Origin of the sequence: Microbacterium psychrotolerans, from assembly GCF_031085295.1 — a bacterium.
In the GTDB taxonomy this organism is placed as follows: Bacteria; Actinomycetota; Actinomycetes; order Actinomycetales; family Microbacteriaceae; genus Microbacterium; species Microbacterium psychrotolerans.
Map to the genome: position 1 here is coordinate 549,591 of NZ_JAVFWO010000004.1, position 16,163 is coordinate 565,753.

Sequence of the window (16,163 nt, forward strand, 5' to 3'; positions counted from 1 at the left end):
GGCCGGCACCGTGGCGCTCGCTATGACGTGCCCAGCCGCTCTCCTGCCTGCGCGTCCCGCTCGAGGGCGCGCCGCGACGCCAGCACCGCGCCGAGGGCCGTCAGGCCGGAGGCGAGCAGAACCACCGTCGCGGACACGGCCATGTTCGCCGTCGGCCCGTAGTCCGCGGTCAACTGGCCGCCGGCCCAGGATCCGCCCGCGATCCCCACGTTGAACAGCACCACGATCGACGCACTGGCGAGGTCGCGGAGTCGATCGGATGCCGCCCGCATGAGCGCCGTCTGGATCAGCGGGAACATCGCACCCGTGCCCGCGCCCCACACGGCGAGCGCGACGACCACGACCGGCGTGGTCTGCGGCAGGAGCGCGAGCGCCGCGAACGCGATGACGAACGCGAGCAGCGTGGCAGTGAGCGCCGTTCGGGGGAACCGGTCGGCCAGCGTGCCCGCCACGGCGACGCCCAGCATGCCCGCCGCACCGAACACGAACAGCAGCGCGCTCGCCCAGCCGTCCGCGATGCCGGCGGCCTCGCCCAGGTAGGGCCGGATGTACACGAACGACAGGAACTGCGCCAGGCCGATGAGCAGGCCGGCGATCCCGAACGCGAGGAGGGGAGGCAGCGATCGGTCCTGACGCAGGGGCGCGCGCTCCCCCGCCGCCACCGGCACGACCACGGACGTGGGAAGCCGGCGGAGGACGACGGCGGCGAGCGCCAGCATCCCGATCCCCATCACGGCGAACGAGACGCGCCAGCTGGTGAGCTGCGCCAGCGCGGTGGCGGCCGGAAGGCCGAGGACCGTCGCCGCCGTGCCGCCGCCGGTGACGAGGGCGAGCCCGCGACCGAGCTGCGCACCCGACAGGAGGGACGACGCGTAGACGATGACGATCGCCCAGAACACGCCGTGCGCGATCGCCGCGACCACCCGGGTCGCGAGGGCGAACTCGTAGCTCGGCGCGAACGCCGTCGCCACGTTGGCGAGCGCGAACACCGCGAGCGAGACGGCCACCACGATTCGCCGGTCGATCCTGCGGGTCGCCCTGGTGAGGGGGAGGCTCGTGCCGATCACGACGATCGCCCATACCGAGACGAGCAGCCCGATCCGCTGCGGATCGACTCCGAGGTCGGCGGCCATCTCCGGCATGAGGCCCGCCGGCAGCGACTCGGCAGTGACGGTGACGAAGACGCCGAGGGAGAGCAGGAGCAGCGCTCCGAGCGGCAGGCGCGCGGGCGGCGCGGCGACGGTGAGGGATGCGGTGGACGCGGTCATGCAGCGAGGCTAAACTTTGACATCAATGTCAATGTCAAGCTTTCGAGCGACATGAAACAGCACGGAGGCCAAGCGCGATGAAGATCGGCGAGCTGTCGGAGCGCACCGGCATCCCCACGCGCATGCTGCGGTACTACGAGGAGCAGGGCCTGCTCTCGTCGGAGCGGTCGGCGAACGGCTATCGGGCGTACGACGAGTCCGACGTCGATCGCGCCACGAGGGCACGCGGTCTCGTCCAGGCGGGGCTCACCACGCGCCTCGCCAAGGTGGTGCTCGACGTCGAGCAGCAGCGCGCGATCGCCCAGCCCACATGTTCGCGCGAGCTCGCCGAGATGCTCGCGACGGAGCTTGCCGCCCTCGAGGACCGCCTCGCCTGCCTGACCAAGAGCCGCGATGCCGTGGCGGAGTTCCTCGAACGCACCCGCAACGGCGACCTGGTGCGCGGCGGGGCGGCGTAGCGGCATCCGCTCGCCGGCGCCGCCCGCTCGCCTGCTCGCCTGCTCGCCGGTGACCCGGCTGGCGCGTCCGGGCGCAGTTTGTCAACCCCCGGGCGCGGGCGGGAGAACCGCCTCTACCGTGAAGGTCCCCTCGACCCCCCGAGTGAGGTGACCATGTGCGCACGCCCGCTGACGGCGTCCGACTCCGCTGCGCCCGACCTGCAGGGCCTCCGGATCGGGATGCTGGCACCGATCGCGTGGCGCACGCCTCCCGTGGCCTACGGGCCCTGGGAGCAGGTCGCCTCGATGCTCACCGAGGGTCTGGTGCGGCGCGGGATCGACGTGACGCTCTTCGCGACGGCGGATTCCGTGACCTCCGCCCGTCTCGAATCCGTCGCGCCGCACGGCTACGCGGAGGACCCCCGCATGGAGGGCCGAGTCTGGGAGGCCCTCCATGTGGCCCGCGCGCTCGGCCGCTCCGCCGAGTACGACCTCATCCACAACCACCTCGACTGGCTGCCGCTCGCCTTCGACGCGGAGTGGCGCTCGCCGCTGGTGACGACCATCCACGGCTTCTCCGGTGCCGGCATCCTGCCCGCGTACGAGCGCTCCCGCTCGACATTCGTGTCGATCTCGGATGCCGACCGGGCGCCGACGCTCGAGTACGCCGCGACGATCCCGCACGGCATCGACCTGGACGCCTTCCCGCTCGGCCCCGGCGGCGACGACCTGATCGTCTTCAGCCGCATCCACCCCGACAAGGGCATCGTCGACGCCATCGACATCGCGGCGCGGGCCGGGCGGCGGCTGCTCATCGCAGGCATCGTCCAGGACGAGGCGTACTTCCGCGAGTGCGTACAGCCTCGCATCGACGGGGAGCGCGTCGTCCACCTCGGCGCCGTGACGGCAGATGACCGGCCCTCCGTCCTGGGAGCGGCGGCAGCCCTCCTGCATCCCGTGCACTTCGACGAGCCCTTCGGGCTCTCGGTCGCCGAGGCGATGGCCTGCGGAACGCCGGTCGTCGCCTATCGCCGCGGGGCGATGGCCGAGGTGGTCGACCCCGGGGTGACCGGCATCCTCGTCGATCCGCAGTCCGACGACAGGCTCGAGCGCGCGGCAGCCGCCGTCGACGACGCGGTGGCCCTCGACCGTGGCAGCGTCCGCGCGCGGGCACGCGCACGCTTCGGCATCGACCGGATGGTGGATGCCTATCTCGACGTCTACCGCGACGTCATCGCCCACCGTGGGAACCCTCGCCATCCGATGCGCGCCCGCGCATCGTAGGGAGGGAGAAACCATGCGATTCGGATTCCTGTCGACGTATCCGCCGACCCGCTGCGGCCTCGCGACGTTCACGCGCTCGCTGGCCGTCGCGCTCGCCGACCAGCGCTCGGGCCCTGCAGCCGTCGTGCGGGTGCTCGACCCGGCCGAGGCGCCGGCGCCCGCCGCCGAGCCGGAGGTGCGCATCGCCGCCGTCCTGCGCGCGGGCGATGTGCGCAGTCAGCGCGCTGCCGCTCGCGCCCTCAACGCGTGCGATGCGGCGATCGTTCAGCACGAGTACGGCATCTACGGCGGTGCCGACGGCGATGAGGTGCTGAGCGTCCTCGAGGCGCTCCGCGTCCCCGTGATCACCGTTCTGCATACCGTGCTGCACCAGCCGAGCCCTGGCCAGAAGCGCGTGCTCGAACGGGTCGTCGAGCTCACGACGGCGGCGGTCGTCATGACCGACCGCGCCCACGACACGCTCCACGCGCACTTCCTGGTGGACGGCGCGAAGGTCCACGTCATCCCGCACGGCGCCGCGCTGCCGCCGCGTCAGTCGCTGCACCGCCGGGGCACGGCGCCGACGATCCTCACGTGGGGGCTCATCGCACCCGGCAAGGGCATCGAGCGAGGCATCGCCGCCGTCGCCGCCCTGCGCGAGCGCGGCGTCGAGGCGACCTACGTCGTCGCCGGGCAGACGCACCCCAAGGTGCTGGCGCACGATGGCGAGGCGTACCGCGACTCGCTCGTCGCGCTCACCCGCCGGCTCGGTGTCGAGGCATCCGTCCGATTCGTCAACCGGTACCTCACGCCCGAGGACCTCGCCGGGCTGCTGAGCGCCGCCGACACAGTGCTGCTGCCCTACGACTCGCTCGAGCAGGCGACGTCCGGAGTGCTCGTCGAGGCGCTCGCGGCAGGGGTGCCGGTCGTCGCGACGGCGTTCCCGCACGCCGTGGAGGTGCTCACCGGAGCGGCGGGGATGACCGTGCCGCACGACGATCCGCACGCGATGGCACTCGGCCTCGAGCAGATGCTTCAGCGCGGCGACGACCGCCGGGCCGCCCGGCGACACGGCTCGGGGCTTTCCTGGCCGGAGGTCGCCGAGCGGTATCTCGACCTGGCGGAGAGACTGCGCGCGGAGCAGGCGGCGTGATCCCGGCCGAGCTGCCCCTCGCCCACCTGGAGGCCATGACCGACGAGCGCGGCCTGTTCGAGCACGCTCGGGGGTCCGCGCCGCGGCGTGAGCTCGGCTACTGCCTCGATGACGTCGCGCGCGGGCTCGCGCTCACCGCGCGGGAGGATGGGCGCTCGGATGCCGCGGCCGCCCTGGCCGACCGCTACCTGCGTTTCGTCGAGGCGGCGATCGCCGACGACGGCCGCGTGCGCAACCGGAGAGCCGCAGACGGGCGCTGGACGGACGAGCCGAGCACCGGTGACTGGTGGGGGCGCGCGCTGTGGGGGCTCGGCGCCGCTGCTCGCTGGTCGGCGCGGCCGTCGCTACGCGGCCGGGCGCTGCGGGCGTTCGATCGCGCGGCCCAGGCGCGCTCCCCGTGGCTGCGCGCGCGGTGCTTCGCGGCGATCGGCGCCGCCGAGGTCGCTGCCGCGGCCGAGACGGATGGGGAGCCGCGGGTGTCGCCGGGCTCGGCCGCTGCTGCACGCCGGATGCTGCGCGACGCCGCCGCGGCGGTCGCTGCCCGCGACCCGGGGGCTCGCGGCTGGTCGTGGCCCGAGCAACGCCTCCGCTACGCGAACGCGGCCATACCCGAGGCGCTGATCGCGGCAGCCCACGCGCTCGGTGACGCCCGCTGCCTCGAGCGCGGACTCGACCTGCTCGACTTCCTCGTCGCCACCGAGACGGCGCTGGACGGGCATCTCTCGCTGACGCCCGTCACCGGCCGCGGGCCGCACGACACCGCTCCCGCGTTCGATCAGCAGCCGATCGAGGCGGCCGCTCTCGCACAGGCGTGCCTGCGGGCGTTCGAGGTCACCGCCGACAGCCGCTGGCTGCGGCCGCTGCGTGCGACCTGGGCGTGGTTCGAGGGCCGCAACGACATCGGCGTCGCCCTGTTCGACCCCGAGACCGGCGCCGGATACGACGGCCTCACTCCGACCGGCCGGAACGACAACCGAGGGGCGGAATCGACGCTGGCCGCCCTCAGCACGCTGCAGTGCGTGGGCCGCGTCGCCGCGGTCGCACCCGTGTGACGCGCTACCCGGGTCGGCCACCGCCGGGCCGCGGCATCCGTCGCCCTTGTGACACGGCAGAATCGAACGGTGCCCGCCTCACCGAACCTGAAGCCCGACCACGCCTGCCTCATCGTGCACGGCAGCGACCGGCCCGGAATCGTGGCCGCCGTCTCGGCGATGATCACGCGCATCGGCGGCAACATCGTCGCGTTCGACCAGTACTCCGACGATCCCACCGGGGGTGCGTACTTCCAGCGGGTCGTGTTCCACAGGCCCGGATTCGCCGCCGACCGCCCGGTGATCGAGAGCGAGATCGCGCAGACGCTCGCCGGGTTCGAGCTGGAGTGGTCGCTGACCGACCAGTCGGTGCCCAAGCGCATGGCGATCCTGTCGTCGAAGCAGGACCACTGCCTGCTCGACCTGCTGTGGCGCCACCGCCGCGGCGACCTGCCGGTCACCGTGCCGATGGTGATCTCGAACCACACCACGTCGGCCGAGGACGTCCGCTCGTTCGGCGTGCCGTTCTTCCACGTGCCGGGCGTACCCGGCCCCGACAAGTCGGCGTCCGAGGCGAAGATCATCGAACTGCTCAAGGGCAACGTCGACTTCGTCGTGCTCGCGCGCTACATGCAGATCCTCTCGGGCGACTTCCTGTCGCAGCTGGGGGTGCCGGTGATCAACATCCACCACTCGTTCCTGCCGGCCTTCATCGGCGCCGAGCCCTACAAGAAGGCGAAGGAGCGCGGGGTCAAGCTCATCGGCGCGACCTCGCACTACGTCACCGACGACCTCGACGAGGGCCCGATCATCGAGCAGGACACCGTGCGCGTCACGCACGCCGACTCCGCCGCCGAGCTCGCCCGCCGCGGCGCCGACGTCGAGCGCCAGGTGCTCTCCCGCGCGGTGCTGTGGCACGCGCAGGACCGCATCATCCGCCACGGCAACCACACGATCGTGTTCTGAGGCGTTGCGCTTCCCGGCTGCCGCGATCAGACCAGGCGCAACTCGGCGTCGATGGCCGCCGCGGTCCGCTGCAGCGGCGGCAGGTACTGGGCGACGACGTGGTCGATGCTGTCGCGGGTGGCACTGGTCGAGACGTTGACGGCCGCGACCACGTCGCCGCGGCGATCGTGCAGCGGCACGGCGACCGAGCGCAGGCCGGGCTCGAGCTCGCCGTCCACGAGCGCCCACCCCTGCTCCCGCACGCGTGCAAGTTCGTCCCGCAGCGCGCCGGGACTCGTCACGGTGCGGTCGGTGAGCGCCGGGAAAGCGGATGCCGCGAGCACCGCGTCGCGCTCGGCAGCTGGCATCCCTGCGAGCAGCACGCGTCCCATCGACGTCGCGAAGGCGGGGAACCTCGTGCCGATCGTGATGCGCACGCTCATGATGCGGCGCGTCGGAACGCGCGCGATGTACACGATCTCCTCGCCGTCGAGCACCGCCGCCGACACGCTCTCGTCGACCTCGCGCGACAGCCGCTCGAGGTGCGGCTGCACGATCTCGGGGATCGACAGCGCCGAGAGGTAGCTGAAGCCCAGCTCGAGCACCCGCGGCGTCAGGGCGAAGAGCCGGTCGCGCCCGCGGACGTAGCCCAGCTCCTCGAGGGTGCGGAGGAACCGTCCGGCGGCAGCGCGCGTGATGTCGGCGCGTCGCGCGACCTCGCTCAGCGTGAGCTCCGGGTGGTCGGCGTCGAAGGCGCGGATGACGGCGAGCCCGCGCGCGAGGGACTGCACGGTGTCTCTGCCCGAACCGGGGCTCGCGTCGACGATGCTCGGATCTGCGTACTGTGCCGGCGCTCTGCCGGGGCCGGCAGCCGCGTCGCCCGTAGCCGGGTCGCTGCGGCGGTCGGCCGTGGCGGGCACATCGCTGGTCGCGGTCACCGGCTCACCCTACCGACCCGGTGCGCGGGTCACCGCTCCAGCACGACGGCGAGGCCCTGCCCGACGCCGATGCAGATGGCGGCGACGGCGACGCCGCTGCCGCGCCGGCGCAGTTCGTGCGCGGCGTGGCCGATGATGCGCCCGCCGGAGGCGCCGAGCGGGTGGCCGATCGCCAGCGCGCCGCCGTGGACGTTGAGCTTGTCGGGGTCGAGCTCCGGCCAGCCGGCCAGGCATGCGAGCGACTGCGACGCGAACGCCTCGTTGAGCTCGACGAAGTCGACGTCGGCCCAGGTTCGCCCGGCACGCGCCAGCGCCTTGTTCGCGGCCTCGATCGGCGCGATCGGGAACTGGTCCGGGTCGACGCCGTGGGCGGCACGGGCGGTGATGCGGGCGAGCGGCTCGCCGGGCAAAGCGCCCTCGCGCCCAAGCAGCACGGCCGACGCGCCGTCGTTGATCGGCGACGAGTTGCCCGCGGTGACGGTTCCCCCGCCGTCGGCGGCGAACAGCGCCTTCAGCCCCGCGAGCTTCTCGACCGAGGTGTCGTCGCGGATGCCCTCGTCCCGGGCGAGCTCCGCACCCGGCACTTGCACGATCTCGCCGTCGTAGCGGTTCGCGGCCCAGGCTTCGGCGGCGAGCCGGTGCGAGCGCACCGCGAACTCGTCCTGCGCCTCGCGCGAGATGCCCCACTCGCGGGCGATCAGCTCGGCGGACTCGCCGTTGGAGATCGTCCAGTGCTTCGGCAGCTTCGGGTTGGTCATGCGCCACCCGATGGACGTGTTCCACAGCGTCTGGTTGCCGACGCTCGGCCACGGACGGGCCGACTTCTCGACCACGAACGGGGCACGGCTCATCGACTCGACGCCGCCGGCGAGCACGACGTCGGTGTCGCCGGCGTCGATCGCGCGCGATCCCTGGATGACTGCCTCGACCGACGACGCGCACAGCCGGTTCACGGTGACGCCCGTCACGGACGTCGGGAACCCGGCGAGCAGCGCACCCATGCGGGCGACGTTTCGGTTGTCCTCACCGGCCTGGTTCGCGTCGCCGAAGATGACGTCGTCGATGCGGGCGGGGTCGAGGCCCGTGCGCTCGATCGTCGCCTTCATCACGATGGCGGCGAGGTCGTCGGGCCGAACGCCCGACAGCGCACCGCCGGCGCGCCCGAACGGCGTGCGGACGGCGTCGTAGACGTAGGTGGCCATGTCAGTTCTCCTCGGGGATGCCGGGGGTCTCGGCCGGCTTCAGCTCGAGGCCCGTGAGCTCGGCGAGGAGCTCGATCGTGTTGTCGCCGAACGCTTCACGCACCGCGAAGCCCTCGGGCGTGACGTCGAAGACGGCGTGGTCCGTGTAGACCCGCGTGACACAGCTGACGCCGGTCAGGGGGTAGGTGCAGGCCTCGACGAGCTTCGACTCGCCGGTCTTGGTCAGCAGGTCCGTCATGACATAGACGTTCTTCGCGCCGATGGCGAGGTCCATGGCGCCCCCGACGGCGGGGATGGCGCCCGGCGCTCCGGTCGACCAGTTCGCGAGGTCACCGGCCTGCGACACCTGGAAGGCCCCGAGCACGCAGACGTCGAGATGGCCACCGCGCATCATGCCGAACGAGTCGGCGTGGTGGAAGTACGCGGAGCCGGGGAGCGCGGTGACCGGCTGCTTGCCGGCGTTGATGAGGTCGGGATCGACCGCGCCGGTCGCCGGCGACGGCCCCATCCCCAGCATGCCGTTCTCCGTGTGGAGGATGATCTCCTGGTCCTGCGGCAGGTAGTCGGCGACGAGCGTCGGCGCCCCGATGCCGAGGTTCACGTAGGAGCCCTCGGGGATGTCCTGCGCGATGCGTGCGGCGAGCTGCTCGCGCGTGATGCGCGTGGCGGACGGCGCCGAATCCGTGGCGCTCACTGGTCGACCTCGTTTCCTTCTGCGGGTGAGCCTGCGCGGACGAGCGGGCGTCCTTCGATGTCGACTCCCCCGGCGAACGCGCCGTCGCTCAGCCATCCGCGCTCGCCCACCGCGACCACCCGGTCGACGAAGATGCCGGGGGTGACGACCGACTCGGGGTCGAGCGCACCCAGGGGCACGATCTCGTCGACCTGCACGATCGTGGTGGTCGCGGCAGCGGCCATGATCGGGCCGAAGTTGCGCGCCGTCTCGCGGTAGACCAGGTTGCCCCACCGGTCGGCGCGATACGCGCCGACCAGCGCGACATCCGCCTTGATGGGGTACTCGAGCGCGTAGGTGCGTCCGTCGATCTCGCGGAGCTCCTTGCCTTCGGCCAGCTGCGTGCCGACGCCCGTCGGCGAGAAGAAGGCGCCGATGCCGGCGCCGGCCGCACGGATCCGCTCGGCGAGGTTGCCCTGCGGCACCAGCTCGAGCTCGATCTCGCCGGCGCGATACAGCCCGTCGAACACCCAGGAGTCGTGCTGGCGCGGGAACGAGCACAGGATCTTGCGCACGCGCTTCTTGGCGAGGAGGGCGGCGAGGCCGACGTCGCCGTTGCCGGCGTTGTTGTTGATGATCGTGAGGTCGGTGGCGCCCTGGGCGATGAGCGCGTCGATGAGTTCGACCGGCTGCCCGGCGCGGCCGAAGCCGCCGATCATGATCGTCGCACCATCACGGATGCCGGCCACGGCCTCCGCGACGGAGCCCACGGTCTTGTCGATCATCGATGCACTCCTCGAAGTGTTCGCTGTGCGAACGTCTGTACGTTCTACGGACACTCTACCCGAGGCCCTGCCAACGCCGCCAGGGGTATCCGCGGCCTCGGCAGCGGCATCCGCTCGGGTGTCACGAAGCGCGGCTTCACCGTCGGCGTCACCGCATGTCGTGACATCTGAGCAGCCCGACCGCCAAAGCAGAGGGGCGGCACCCATCACGGATGCCGCCCCTGCAGGGCTCACGAGGTCGTGGTCAGCGATTCCCCTCGCGGTCGGCGAGGAACTCGCCGGGCTTGGTCGGCACGAAGGCCGAACCGCTCTCGTCCAGCGACGCCGCGAGGCGGTTCATGAGTTCGGCCGACTGGCCTCCCCAGTGTCCGCTCTCGACGCGGTCCATCAGCGCCTCAATGCCGGCCGCGATCTCGGCAGGCGTGAAGCTGCAGTGCCCGACGTGGTCGACGAAGTACTGACGGAGCAGGTTGTTGTCGCCGGCCGCACGGACGTCCTCCGCGTACTCCTGCTCGACCTGCACCGGCGCGAGCACGTCATCGAGCGTGTGGAGCGACAGCACGGGCATCTGCAGGTCGCCGGTCAGTCCCGACGACGCACGCAGCGTCTCGACCGACCCCGGGTCAGCTGCGACGTCCGCGGTCTGCGTCAGAGTGGCGAGATCGGCTTTGAGGTCGAGCCCGGCCTGCCGGTACAGCTCCTGGACGAGCGTGCGGTCCGCCGACTGGGCGAAGAGCTTCCGGTAGTCGACGCCGACGTTCCACGTCGCGTTGCCGCCTGCGGTCGATTCGATGTCGAAGCGCCCCGGCGTGACGAACCCGATGGTGCCCACGAGCTGGGAGAAGAGCGCCTCCTGCGCCACGGCGGGGTCGGTAGGCGCATCGGCCTCGAGCACGCCGTCCGAGAGGTGGAACAGGGCGGCGGCGAGGGCGACGCGCGCACGTCCCTCAGGCGTCTGCTGGCCGGCCTGCACGGCAGCGCTCAATGCCGACGATGCGGCGAATGCCTCGTTCAGCGTCGCGTAGCCTTCGATGTCGATGTCCTGCGCGGGGGCCAGCAGCTGGTCGATCGCGTGCGCACCGTCGAGCTGGTAGTTGTTCAGGTCGACGCCGCCCTCCATGAGCCCGCACGTGGGCATGGCGCCATCGATCACGTCGCCCGCGGATTCCGCGATCCGGCCGGTGACGAGGCCGCCCATGGAAGTGCCGTACGCCAGGATGTGGTCGGGATCGAGGCGGGTCTGGTCGAGCATCGCGTCGAGCGACTGCAGCTGGTCGTCGACGGCGGTGGGGACCGCCCAGCCGCTCGCGGCGTACGACGAGCCCACGAGCGCGTAGCCCTCCTCGAGCAGCAGCGCCTTGGTGGCGTCGTTGGGCGCGACGGACGCCGGGTTGCCGGGGACGAACGAGGGCCGGTACCCGTGGCTGTACAGCAGGACGGTGCCGTTCCAGTCGGAGGGCACCGAGGCGAGCCAGGTCGTTCCGGTGGGGAGCGAACCGGAGTACTCCCCTGGGGTGTGGCTGCGACAGCGGGCGGGGCGACGAGACCGGCGGAGAGCAGCGCGCCGGCGGCGACCGCGGCGACTCCGAGGACGCGGGTGCGTACGTGCGGGGACATGGGGGTGGTCCTTCCGTTGTCATCATCGACAGGGACTCCGACGTCGGCGACGGAGCTAGGACCAATTATCAAGTTTCCTGATGATGAGTCAATGGGTCAGGGCGATTGCTCGAGTGCGCGTCGAGCATCCTGAAGCCATCGCCCGAGCGCCGAGCGCTCCGTCGACGAGAGGCCGGCGAACGCCTCCGCCTCGATGCGGTCGACGTCGCTCCGGCATGCGGCGAGCAGCGCGGTGCCCGCCGGCGTGAGCGAGATCGTCATGCGCCGGCGGTTGTCGGCGTCGCGCACGCGCTCGATCAGCCCGGCCTCGCCCAGGGCGCGCACGATCCCCTCCATCGCCTGCGCCGAGACGAAGGCGTGCCGGGCGAGCTGGGCGGAGCTCATTCCCGGATGCTGCTCCAGCACGGTGAGCGCCGTGTACTGGGTGACGGTGATGCCGTGCGGTCGGACGACCGCATCGAGGCGCCCGCGGACCGCCAGTTCGACCTGCTTCACCTGGTAGAGGATGCGGGGCGCGTGCTCGGCCGTCATGCGGTCCCCGGGTCCGTCATGCGATGAAGCCTACGGCGTCAGCCTTCCTCCGCGAACACGTCCTTCGCGATGCGGAAAGCGGTGTTGGCGGCGGGGACGCCGCAGTAGACGCCCGCCTGCAGGATGACTTCCTTGATCTCGTCGACGGTCAGTCCGTTGCGCAGGGCCGCGCGAAGGTGCATCGCCAGCTCTTCGTGATGCCCGAGTGCGATGAGCGCCGTCAGCACGGCGACCGACCGAGATCGCCGGTCGAGACCGGGGCGCGACCAGACATCGCCCCACGCGACGCGGGTGATGAAGTCCTGGAAGTCGGCGGTGAGCTCGGTCGTGCCGGCGATGGCCCGGTCGACGTGCGCGTCCGACAGCACCTCGCGCCGCACGACCATCCCCTGGTCGTACCGCTCCTCGTCGGTGAGCCCCTCGCCTGCGGGGCGGCTCATGCGGCACGCTCCCGGGCGACGCCGTCGAAGAACCCCCGCAACGTCGCGGCGGTCGCGGCCGGATCGTCCGCGGGCGGCAGATGGGCGGCATCCGCGATCCCGACGGCCCGGCCGCGCTGCACGCCGTCGGCGATCTCGCGCGCGGACGCCTCGGGCGTGACGCCGTCGTGGGCGCCCCAGACCGCAAGAACCGGGGTGGCGATCTCGCTGAGCCCGGCCCGCACGTCGAAGGCGGCCAGCGCCTCGCAGCACAGCGCATAGCTCTCGTCGTCGGTGTCCTGCAGCACGTGCAGCATGCGCCCCGTCAGATCGGGGTCGCGAGCGATCGTGCCCGGGGCGAACCAGCGCTGCGCCGATCCGACGATCAAGCTCGAGGTGCTCTGCGCGCGCACCTGGGCGGCGCGGTCGTGCCACCCCGCCGGCGCGCCGATCGCCGCGCCGGAGCAGATGATGGCGGCGGCGGTGATGCGGTCGCCGTGGCGCCGCAGCAGCTCGAGGCCCACGCAGCCCCCGAGTGACACGCCGGCGTACAGGAACGGGCCCTCTACCGCCGCGGCGACGGCGTCCGCCAGCTCGGCGATCGTGAACGGATCGCCGGCCGGCCGGGCGGCGCCGTGGCCGGGAAGGTCCCACGCCACGATCCGATAGCGCTCGGCGAGGGCCGGGATCACGCGCTCCCACAGCATCGTCGAGGTGCCGAGCGACGGCCCCAGCACGAGCGTCGGCGCGTCGGTGTTCGAGCCCGTCGTGGGCCCCACGGGCGCGTTGACGGCGATGGCGGGAAGGGTCACGGGTTCTCCTCCTGGTCCGAAAGCGGGGTTTGGGGCGCGTCACGTGTCTTCGGGGCGTGCGCCGCGCGCCCCGACCGCACGTCGTGCGCCCCGAACCGGGGACGGACGTCGGCGCCGGACCGGCCGGGGAAACCGACGGCGTCGTCAACGAGCGTTCCGGCCAGCCCGGTGTAGTTCGCCGGATCCAGCAGGTCGGCGACGAACGCCTCCGGTGTCGCACCGCGCTCGGCGGCGAGCGCGATCACGTCGGGCGAGGCAGCCAGCGCCGACGCCAGGTCGCCGCCCGCGGCGGCATCCGACACGAGGCGCGACACGGCCCCGGTGCCCACCACCGGGCCGAGCACGAGCGAGAGGCGCTCGGCGACGAGGAGCCCACCCGTCGCGCGGAGGTTGCGCGCCACGGCGTCGGTGTCGACGTGCAGGTCGGTCACGAGCGCGGCCGCATGGGCCGTCGCACCGAGGGCCAGGCGCAGCAGCTCGCGGAGCGTCGGCCACTCGGCGTGCCACGCGCCGTCGGGCCGCTCGTCGGTCGCGAGCGCGGACGCGAGGTGGAGGGTCGCACCCAGTTGCGGTGCCCGCAGCGCGGCGGAGCGGATGAGGACGGATGCCGCGGGATTGCGCTTCTGCGGCATCGCCGACGATCCGCCGCCCGAGCCCTCGGCGAGCTCACCGATCTCGGTACGGCTGAGGGTCGCGACATCCGCCGCGATCTTGCCGACCGCGTCGATCGCCTGGACGAGCGCGTCGCCGAGCTCGGTGACGGGCCAGCGCGTCGTGTGCCACGGCGCGTCGGGCACTGCCAGCCCGAGCTCGTGCGCGAACGCGGCGGGCAGGTCGGCGGCCGACGAAGGTCCGGCGATCTCGGCGAAGGACGCGAGCGTCCCGGCCGCACCTCCCAGCTGCGCCGGCAGGTTGTGCTCCACAGCCTGGACGCGCTCCTTGGCACGGGTGACGCCCCGCAGCCACGCTGCCGCGCGGAGGCCCACGGTCGTCGGCACCGCATGCTGCGTGAGCGTGCGGGCGGCCGCCACCTCGTCGCGACGGGAGCGCGCGAGCGAGCGCAGCGAGACCTCGGTGTGCGCAAGCGCAGCGACGACCTTGCTGGTCGCCGTGCGGGCGAGCAGCATCACGGCGGTATCGACGATGTCCTGGCTCGTCGCACCGCGGTGCACCCAGGCGCGTGCGTCGTCCGACACCCGCTCCCTGAGCCGCGCGACGAGGGGGATCACGGGGTTCCCGCCTGCCACGGATGCCGCAGCCAGCGCCGTGAGCTCGACGCCGTGGTCGGGGCAGCCGCGCAGGCCTCCCTGCCAGCCGAACTCCGCCTCGATCTCGTCCACGGCCTCCGCCGGCGCGAGGCCGAGCTCGCCGTAGGCCCGGGCCAGCGCGACCTCGGCCGTCACCAGCGCGTCGAGGTACGCGGCATCCGTCACCGTCCCGTCGTGACCCACGGTCACCGGCGAGAGCAGGCCCTCGTCCATCGGGGGCCGGTCACGGTCAGAAGGCAAGGAACACGGTCTCCTTCTCGCCCTGCAGATGGATGTCGTGGTGAAGGCTGCCATCGGCCAGGCGCGTCGCGATGAGCGTAGCGCGCTCGTCCTCGTCGAGCGAGGACAGCAGCGGGTCAGCCGCGAGCAGATCATCGTGCTCGGGCAGGTAGATGCGGGTCACGAGCTTGTCGGGGAGTCCCCGCGCGAAGACCACGACCGAGTAGAACGGGGCACCGCCGTCGATGGGTCCGGGATTGCGGGTCCAGAACTCGTAGCGGCCGACATCCGTCGTCGCCGCGCGGCCGAATCCGGTGAAGGAGTGGTCGTCGCGGCGGAACGCGCCGTGGGCGCGCGGGATCTCGCCGTTCTCGTCGGCGCTCCAGATCTCGACGACGGCATCGGGGATCGGCGCACCGGCGCCGTCGAACACCGTGCCGCCGAGGACGATCGCACCCGGGCTGTGCGGGAAGACGACCTCGTGCTTCTTCGGGTAGTCCAGGCCGAAGGCGAAGAACGGGCCGACCGTCTGCCCGCCCGTGGCCTCGTGGGTCTTCGGGCCCAGGTCGCGCTTCGCGCGCGCGGCGTCGGCGGCCATCAGTGCTCTCCTTCTTCGGGCTCGAACCAGGTGGCGTCGGGGCCGTCGACGACGATGTCGAAGCGGTAGCCCATGGAGAACTCCGGCACCGACAGGTTGTGGTCGTAGAGCCCGATCAGCCGGTCGCGGTCCTTCTGTCGCCAGATGGTGTTGTAGATCGGGTCGAGCGGGAACAGCGGGTCGCCGGGGAAGTACATCTGCGTCACGAGGCGCTGCGTGAAGCCCGAGCCGAAGATCGAGAAGTGGATGTGCGCGGGACGCCACGCGTTCACGTGGTTCTTCCACGGGTACGCGCCGGGCTTGATCGTCGTGAACTTGTAGTACCCGTCGTCGTCGGTGACGGTGCGGCCGGCGCCGGTGAAGTTCGGGTCGAGCGGTGCGGGATGCTGATCGCGCTGGTGGATGTAGCGGCCGGCGGCGTTCGCCTGCCAGATCTCGACGAGCTGGTTGGCGACCGGGCGGCCCCACGAGTCGAGAACGCGGCCCTCGACGGTCATGCGCTCGCCCTGGGGCTCTCCGATGTGCTGCAGCGTCAGGTCGGACTCGATGGCGGCGACATCCCGCTGGCCGAAGGCCGGCGACCACAGCTCGATCGTCTCGGGATCGACGAGCTTCGGGTTCTTGGTCGGGTGGCGCAGCAGGCTCGACCGGTACGGCGGGAAGTCGTGCAGGCTGATGTTCTGCCGCTCCCCCGCCTCCTCACGGCGGGCCGCCGCGGCGTGGTAGTCGACGATCTCCTGCGTGATCTCGTTCTGTGTCAGTTGGTCGGGCGAGGCGAGCAGCGACTCCGGCGCTGCCGCGTTCTGCTCGAGAACCACCGACGACGAGAACGCCTCCTCGCCCCGGGGATCGGGCTGGGTCGCGGTCATGAGGTCTCCTTCGACGACTCGGGTCGTCCCAGGGTCGCACCGCCCGGTCGGGTACGCGTCGCAGATTCCCACCCAGTGGGAATAACGGTGCGGCGGCCTCCCGGCATCCGTCTCCTCCTGGTGTGGGGCGCGACG

The 16,163-nt window shown here is 72.2% G+C and carries 17 protein-coding genes; 5 read left to right on the top strand and 12 right to left on the bottom strand.

Annotated elements, in window-relative coordinates; genetic code table 11:
* Nucleotides 1–20: 20 nt before the first annotated feature.
* Entirely contained in the window at nucleotides 21–1,268 is a 1,248-nt protein-coding gene (locus Q9R08_RS15510) for an MFS transporter (protein ID WP_308869023.1), read from the bottom strand.
* A gap of 77 nt (nucleotides 1,269–1,345) precedes the next feature.
* Between Q9R08_RS15510 and Q9R08_RS15515 the strand changes: the two genes are divergently transcribed.
* From Q9R08_RS15515 to purU, 5 genes are all read left to right on the top strand, one after another.
* Nucleotides 1,346–1,726, top strand: coding sequence for a MerR family transcriptional regulator (locus Q9R08_RS15515; RefSeq protein WP_308869024.1), 381 nt, complete (start codon nucleotides 1,346–1,348; stop codon nucleotides 1,724–1,726).
* 153 nt (nucleotides 1,727–1,879) lie between these two features.
* The gene (locus tag Q9R08_RS15520) at nucleotides 1,880–2,989 is read left to right on the top strand and encodes a glycosyltransferase family 4 protein (protein ID WP_308869025.1); all 1,110 of its coding nucleotides are present in this window, start codon (nucleotides 1,880–1,882) and stop codon (nucleotides 2,987–2,989) included.
* Nucleotides 2,990–3,002: 13 nt separating this feature from the next.
* Entirely contained in the window at nucleotides 3,003–4,121 is a 1,119-nt protein-coding gene (locus Q9R08_RS15525) for a glycosyltransferase (protein WP_308869026.1), read from the top strand.
* Complete coding sequence (locus tag Q9R08_RS15530; RefSeq protein ID WP_308869027.1) at nucleotides 4,118–5,173, top strand: glycosyltransferase; 1,056 nt, start codon at nucleotides 4,118–4,120, stop codon at nucleotides 5,171–5,173. Before Q9R08_RS15525 ends, Q9R08_RS15530 begins: the two co-directional genes overlap by 4 nt.
* A gap of 69 nt (nucleotides 5,174–5,242) precedes the next feature.
* Entirely contained in the window at nucleotides 5,243–6,118 is an 876-nt protein-coding gene (gene purU / locus Q9R08_RS15535) for a formyltetrahydrofolate deformylase (protein WP_308869028.1), read from the top strand.
* A 26-nt stretch (nucleotides 6,119–6,144) separates the two neighbouring features.
* On the opposite strand, the gene Q9R08_RS15540 is transcribed toward purU, so the two are convergent.
* The 11 genes from Q9R08_RS15540 to pcaH all read right to left on the bottom strand — a co-directional run bounded on the left by Q9R08_RS15540 (nucleotide 6,145) and on the right by pcaH (nucleotide 16,028).
* Entirely contained in the window at nucleotides 6,145–6,924 is a 780-nt protein-coding gene (locus tag Q9R08_RS15540; protein ID WP_418001360.1) for an IclR family transcriptional regulator domain-containing protein, read from the bottom strand.
* Between the two features lie 140 nt (nucleotides 6,925–7,064).
* Nucleotides 7,065–8,237, bottom strand: coding sequence for a thiolase family protein (locus tag Q9R08_RS15545; RefSeq protein ID WP_308869029.1), 1,173 nt, complete (start codon nucleotides 8,235–8,237; stop codon nucleotides 7,065–7,067).
* A 1-nt stretch (nucleotide 8,238) separates the two neighbouring features.
* Entirely contained in the window at nucleotides 8,239–8,931 is a 693-nt protein-coding gene (locus Q9R08_RS15550) for a 3-oxoacid CoA-transferase subunit B (RefSeq protein WP_308869030.1), read from the bottom strand.
* Nucleotides 8,928–9,695 carry a 3-oxoacid CoA-transferase subunit A gene (locus Q9R08_RS15555; protein WP_308869031.1) on the bottom strand — a complete coding sequence of 256 codons (768 nt, stop codon included), beginning with the start codon at nucleotides 9,693–9,695 and terminating at the stop codon, nucleotides 8,928–8,930. The genes Q9R08_RS15550 and Q9R08_RS15555 overlap by 4 nt, the downstream gene beginning before the upstream one ends.
* A gap of 244 nt (nucleotides 9,696–9,939) precedes the next feature.
* Complete coding sequence (locus Q9R08_RS15560; RefSeq protein WP_308869032.1) at nucleotides 9,940–11,157, bottom strand: alpha/beta hydrolase family protein; 1,218 nt, start codon at nucleotides 11,155–11,157, stop codon at nucleotides 9,940–9,942.
* Between the two features lie 251 nt (nucleotides 11,158–11,408).
* Nucleotides 11,409–11,843 (bottom strand): MarR family winged helix-turn-helix transcriptional regulator, encoded by a 435-nt coding sequence (locus tag Q9R08_RS15565; protein WP_308869033.1) that lies wholly within the window; start codon nucleotides 11,841–11,843, stop codon nucleotides 11,409–11,411.
* A gap of 38 nt (nucleotides 11,844–11,881) precedes the next feature.
* On the bottom strand, nucleotides 11,882–12,283 hold the full coding sequence (gene pcaC / locus Q9R08_RS15570; protein ID WP_308869034.1) for a 4-carboxymuconolactone decarboxylase: 402 nt from the start codon (nucleotides 12,281–12,283) through the stop codon (nucleotides 11,882–11,884).
* Nucleotides 12,280–13,074: an alpha/beta fold hydrolase gene (locus Q9R08_RS15575; RefSeq protein WP_308869035.1), complete on the bottom strand. Its 795-nt coding sequence runs from the start codon at nucleotides 13,072–13,074 to the stop codon at nucleotides 12,280–12,282. Before Q9R08_RS15575 ends, pcaC begins: the two co-directional genes overlap by 4 nt.
* Entirely contained in the window at nucleotides 13,071–14,582 is a 1,512-nt protein-coding gene (locus tag Q9R08_RS15580) for a lyase family protein (protein ID WP_308869037.1), read from the bottom strand. The genes Q9R08_RS15575 and Q9R08_RS15580 overlap by 4 nt, the downstream gene beginning before the upstream one ends.
* Nucleotides 14,572–15,159 (bottom strand): protocatechuate 3,4-dioxygenase subunit alpha, encoded by a 588-nt coding sequence (pcaG, locus tag Q9R08_RS15585; protein ID WP_308869038.1) that lies wholly within the window; start codon nucleotides 15,157–15,159, stop codon nucleotides 14,572–14,574. Before pcaG ends, Q9R08_RS15580 begins: the two co-directional genes overlap by 11 nt.
* The gene (pcaH, locus tag Q9R08_RS15590; RefSeq protein WP_308869039.1) at nucleotides 15,159–16,028 is read right to left on the bottom strand and encodes a protocatechuate 3,4-dioxygenase subunit beta; all 870 of its coding nucleotides are present in this window, start codon (nucleotides 16,026–16,028) and stop codon (nucleotides 15,159–15,161) included. Before pcaH ends, pcaG begins: the two co-directional genes overlap by 1 nt.
* Between the last annotated feature and the right edge of the window lie 135 nt (nucleotides 16,029–16,163).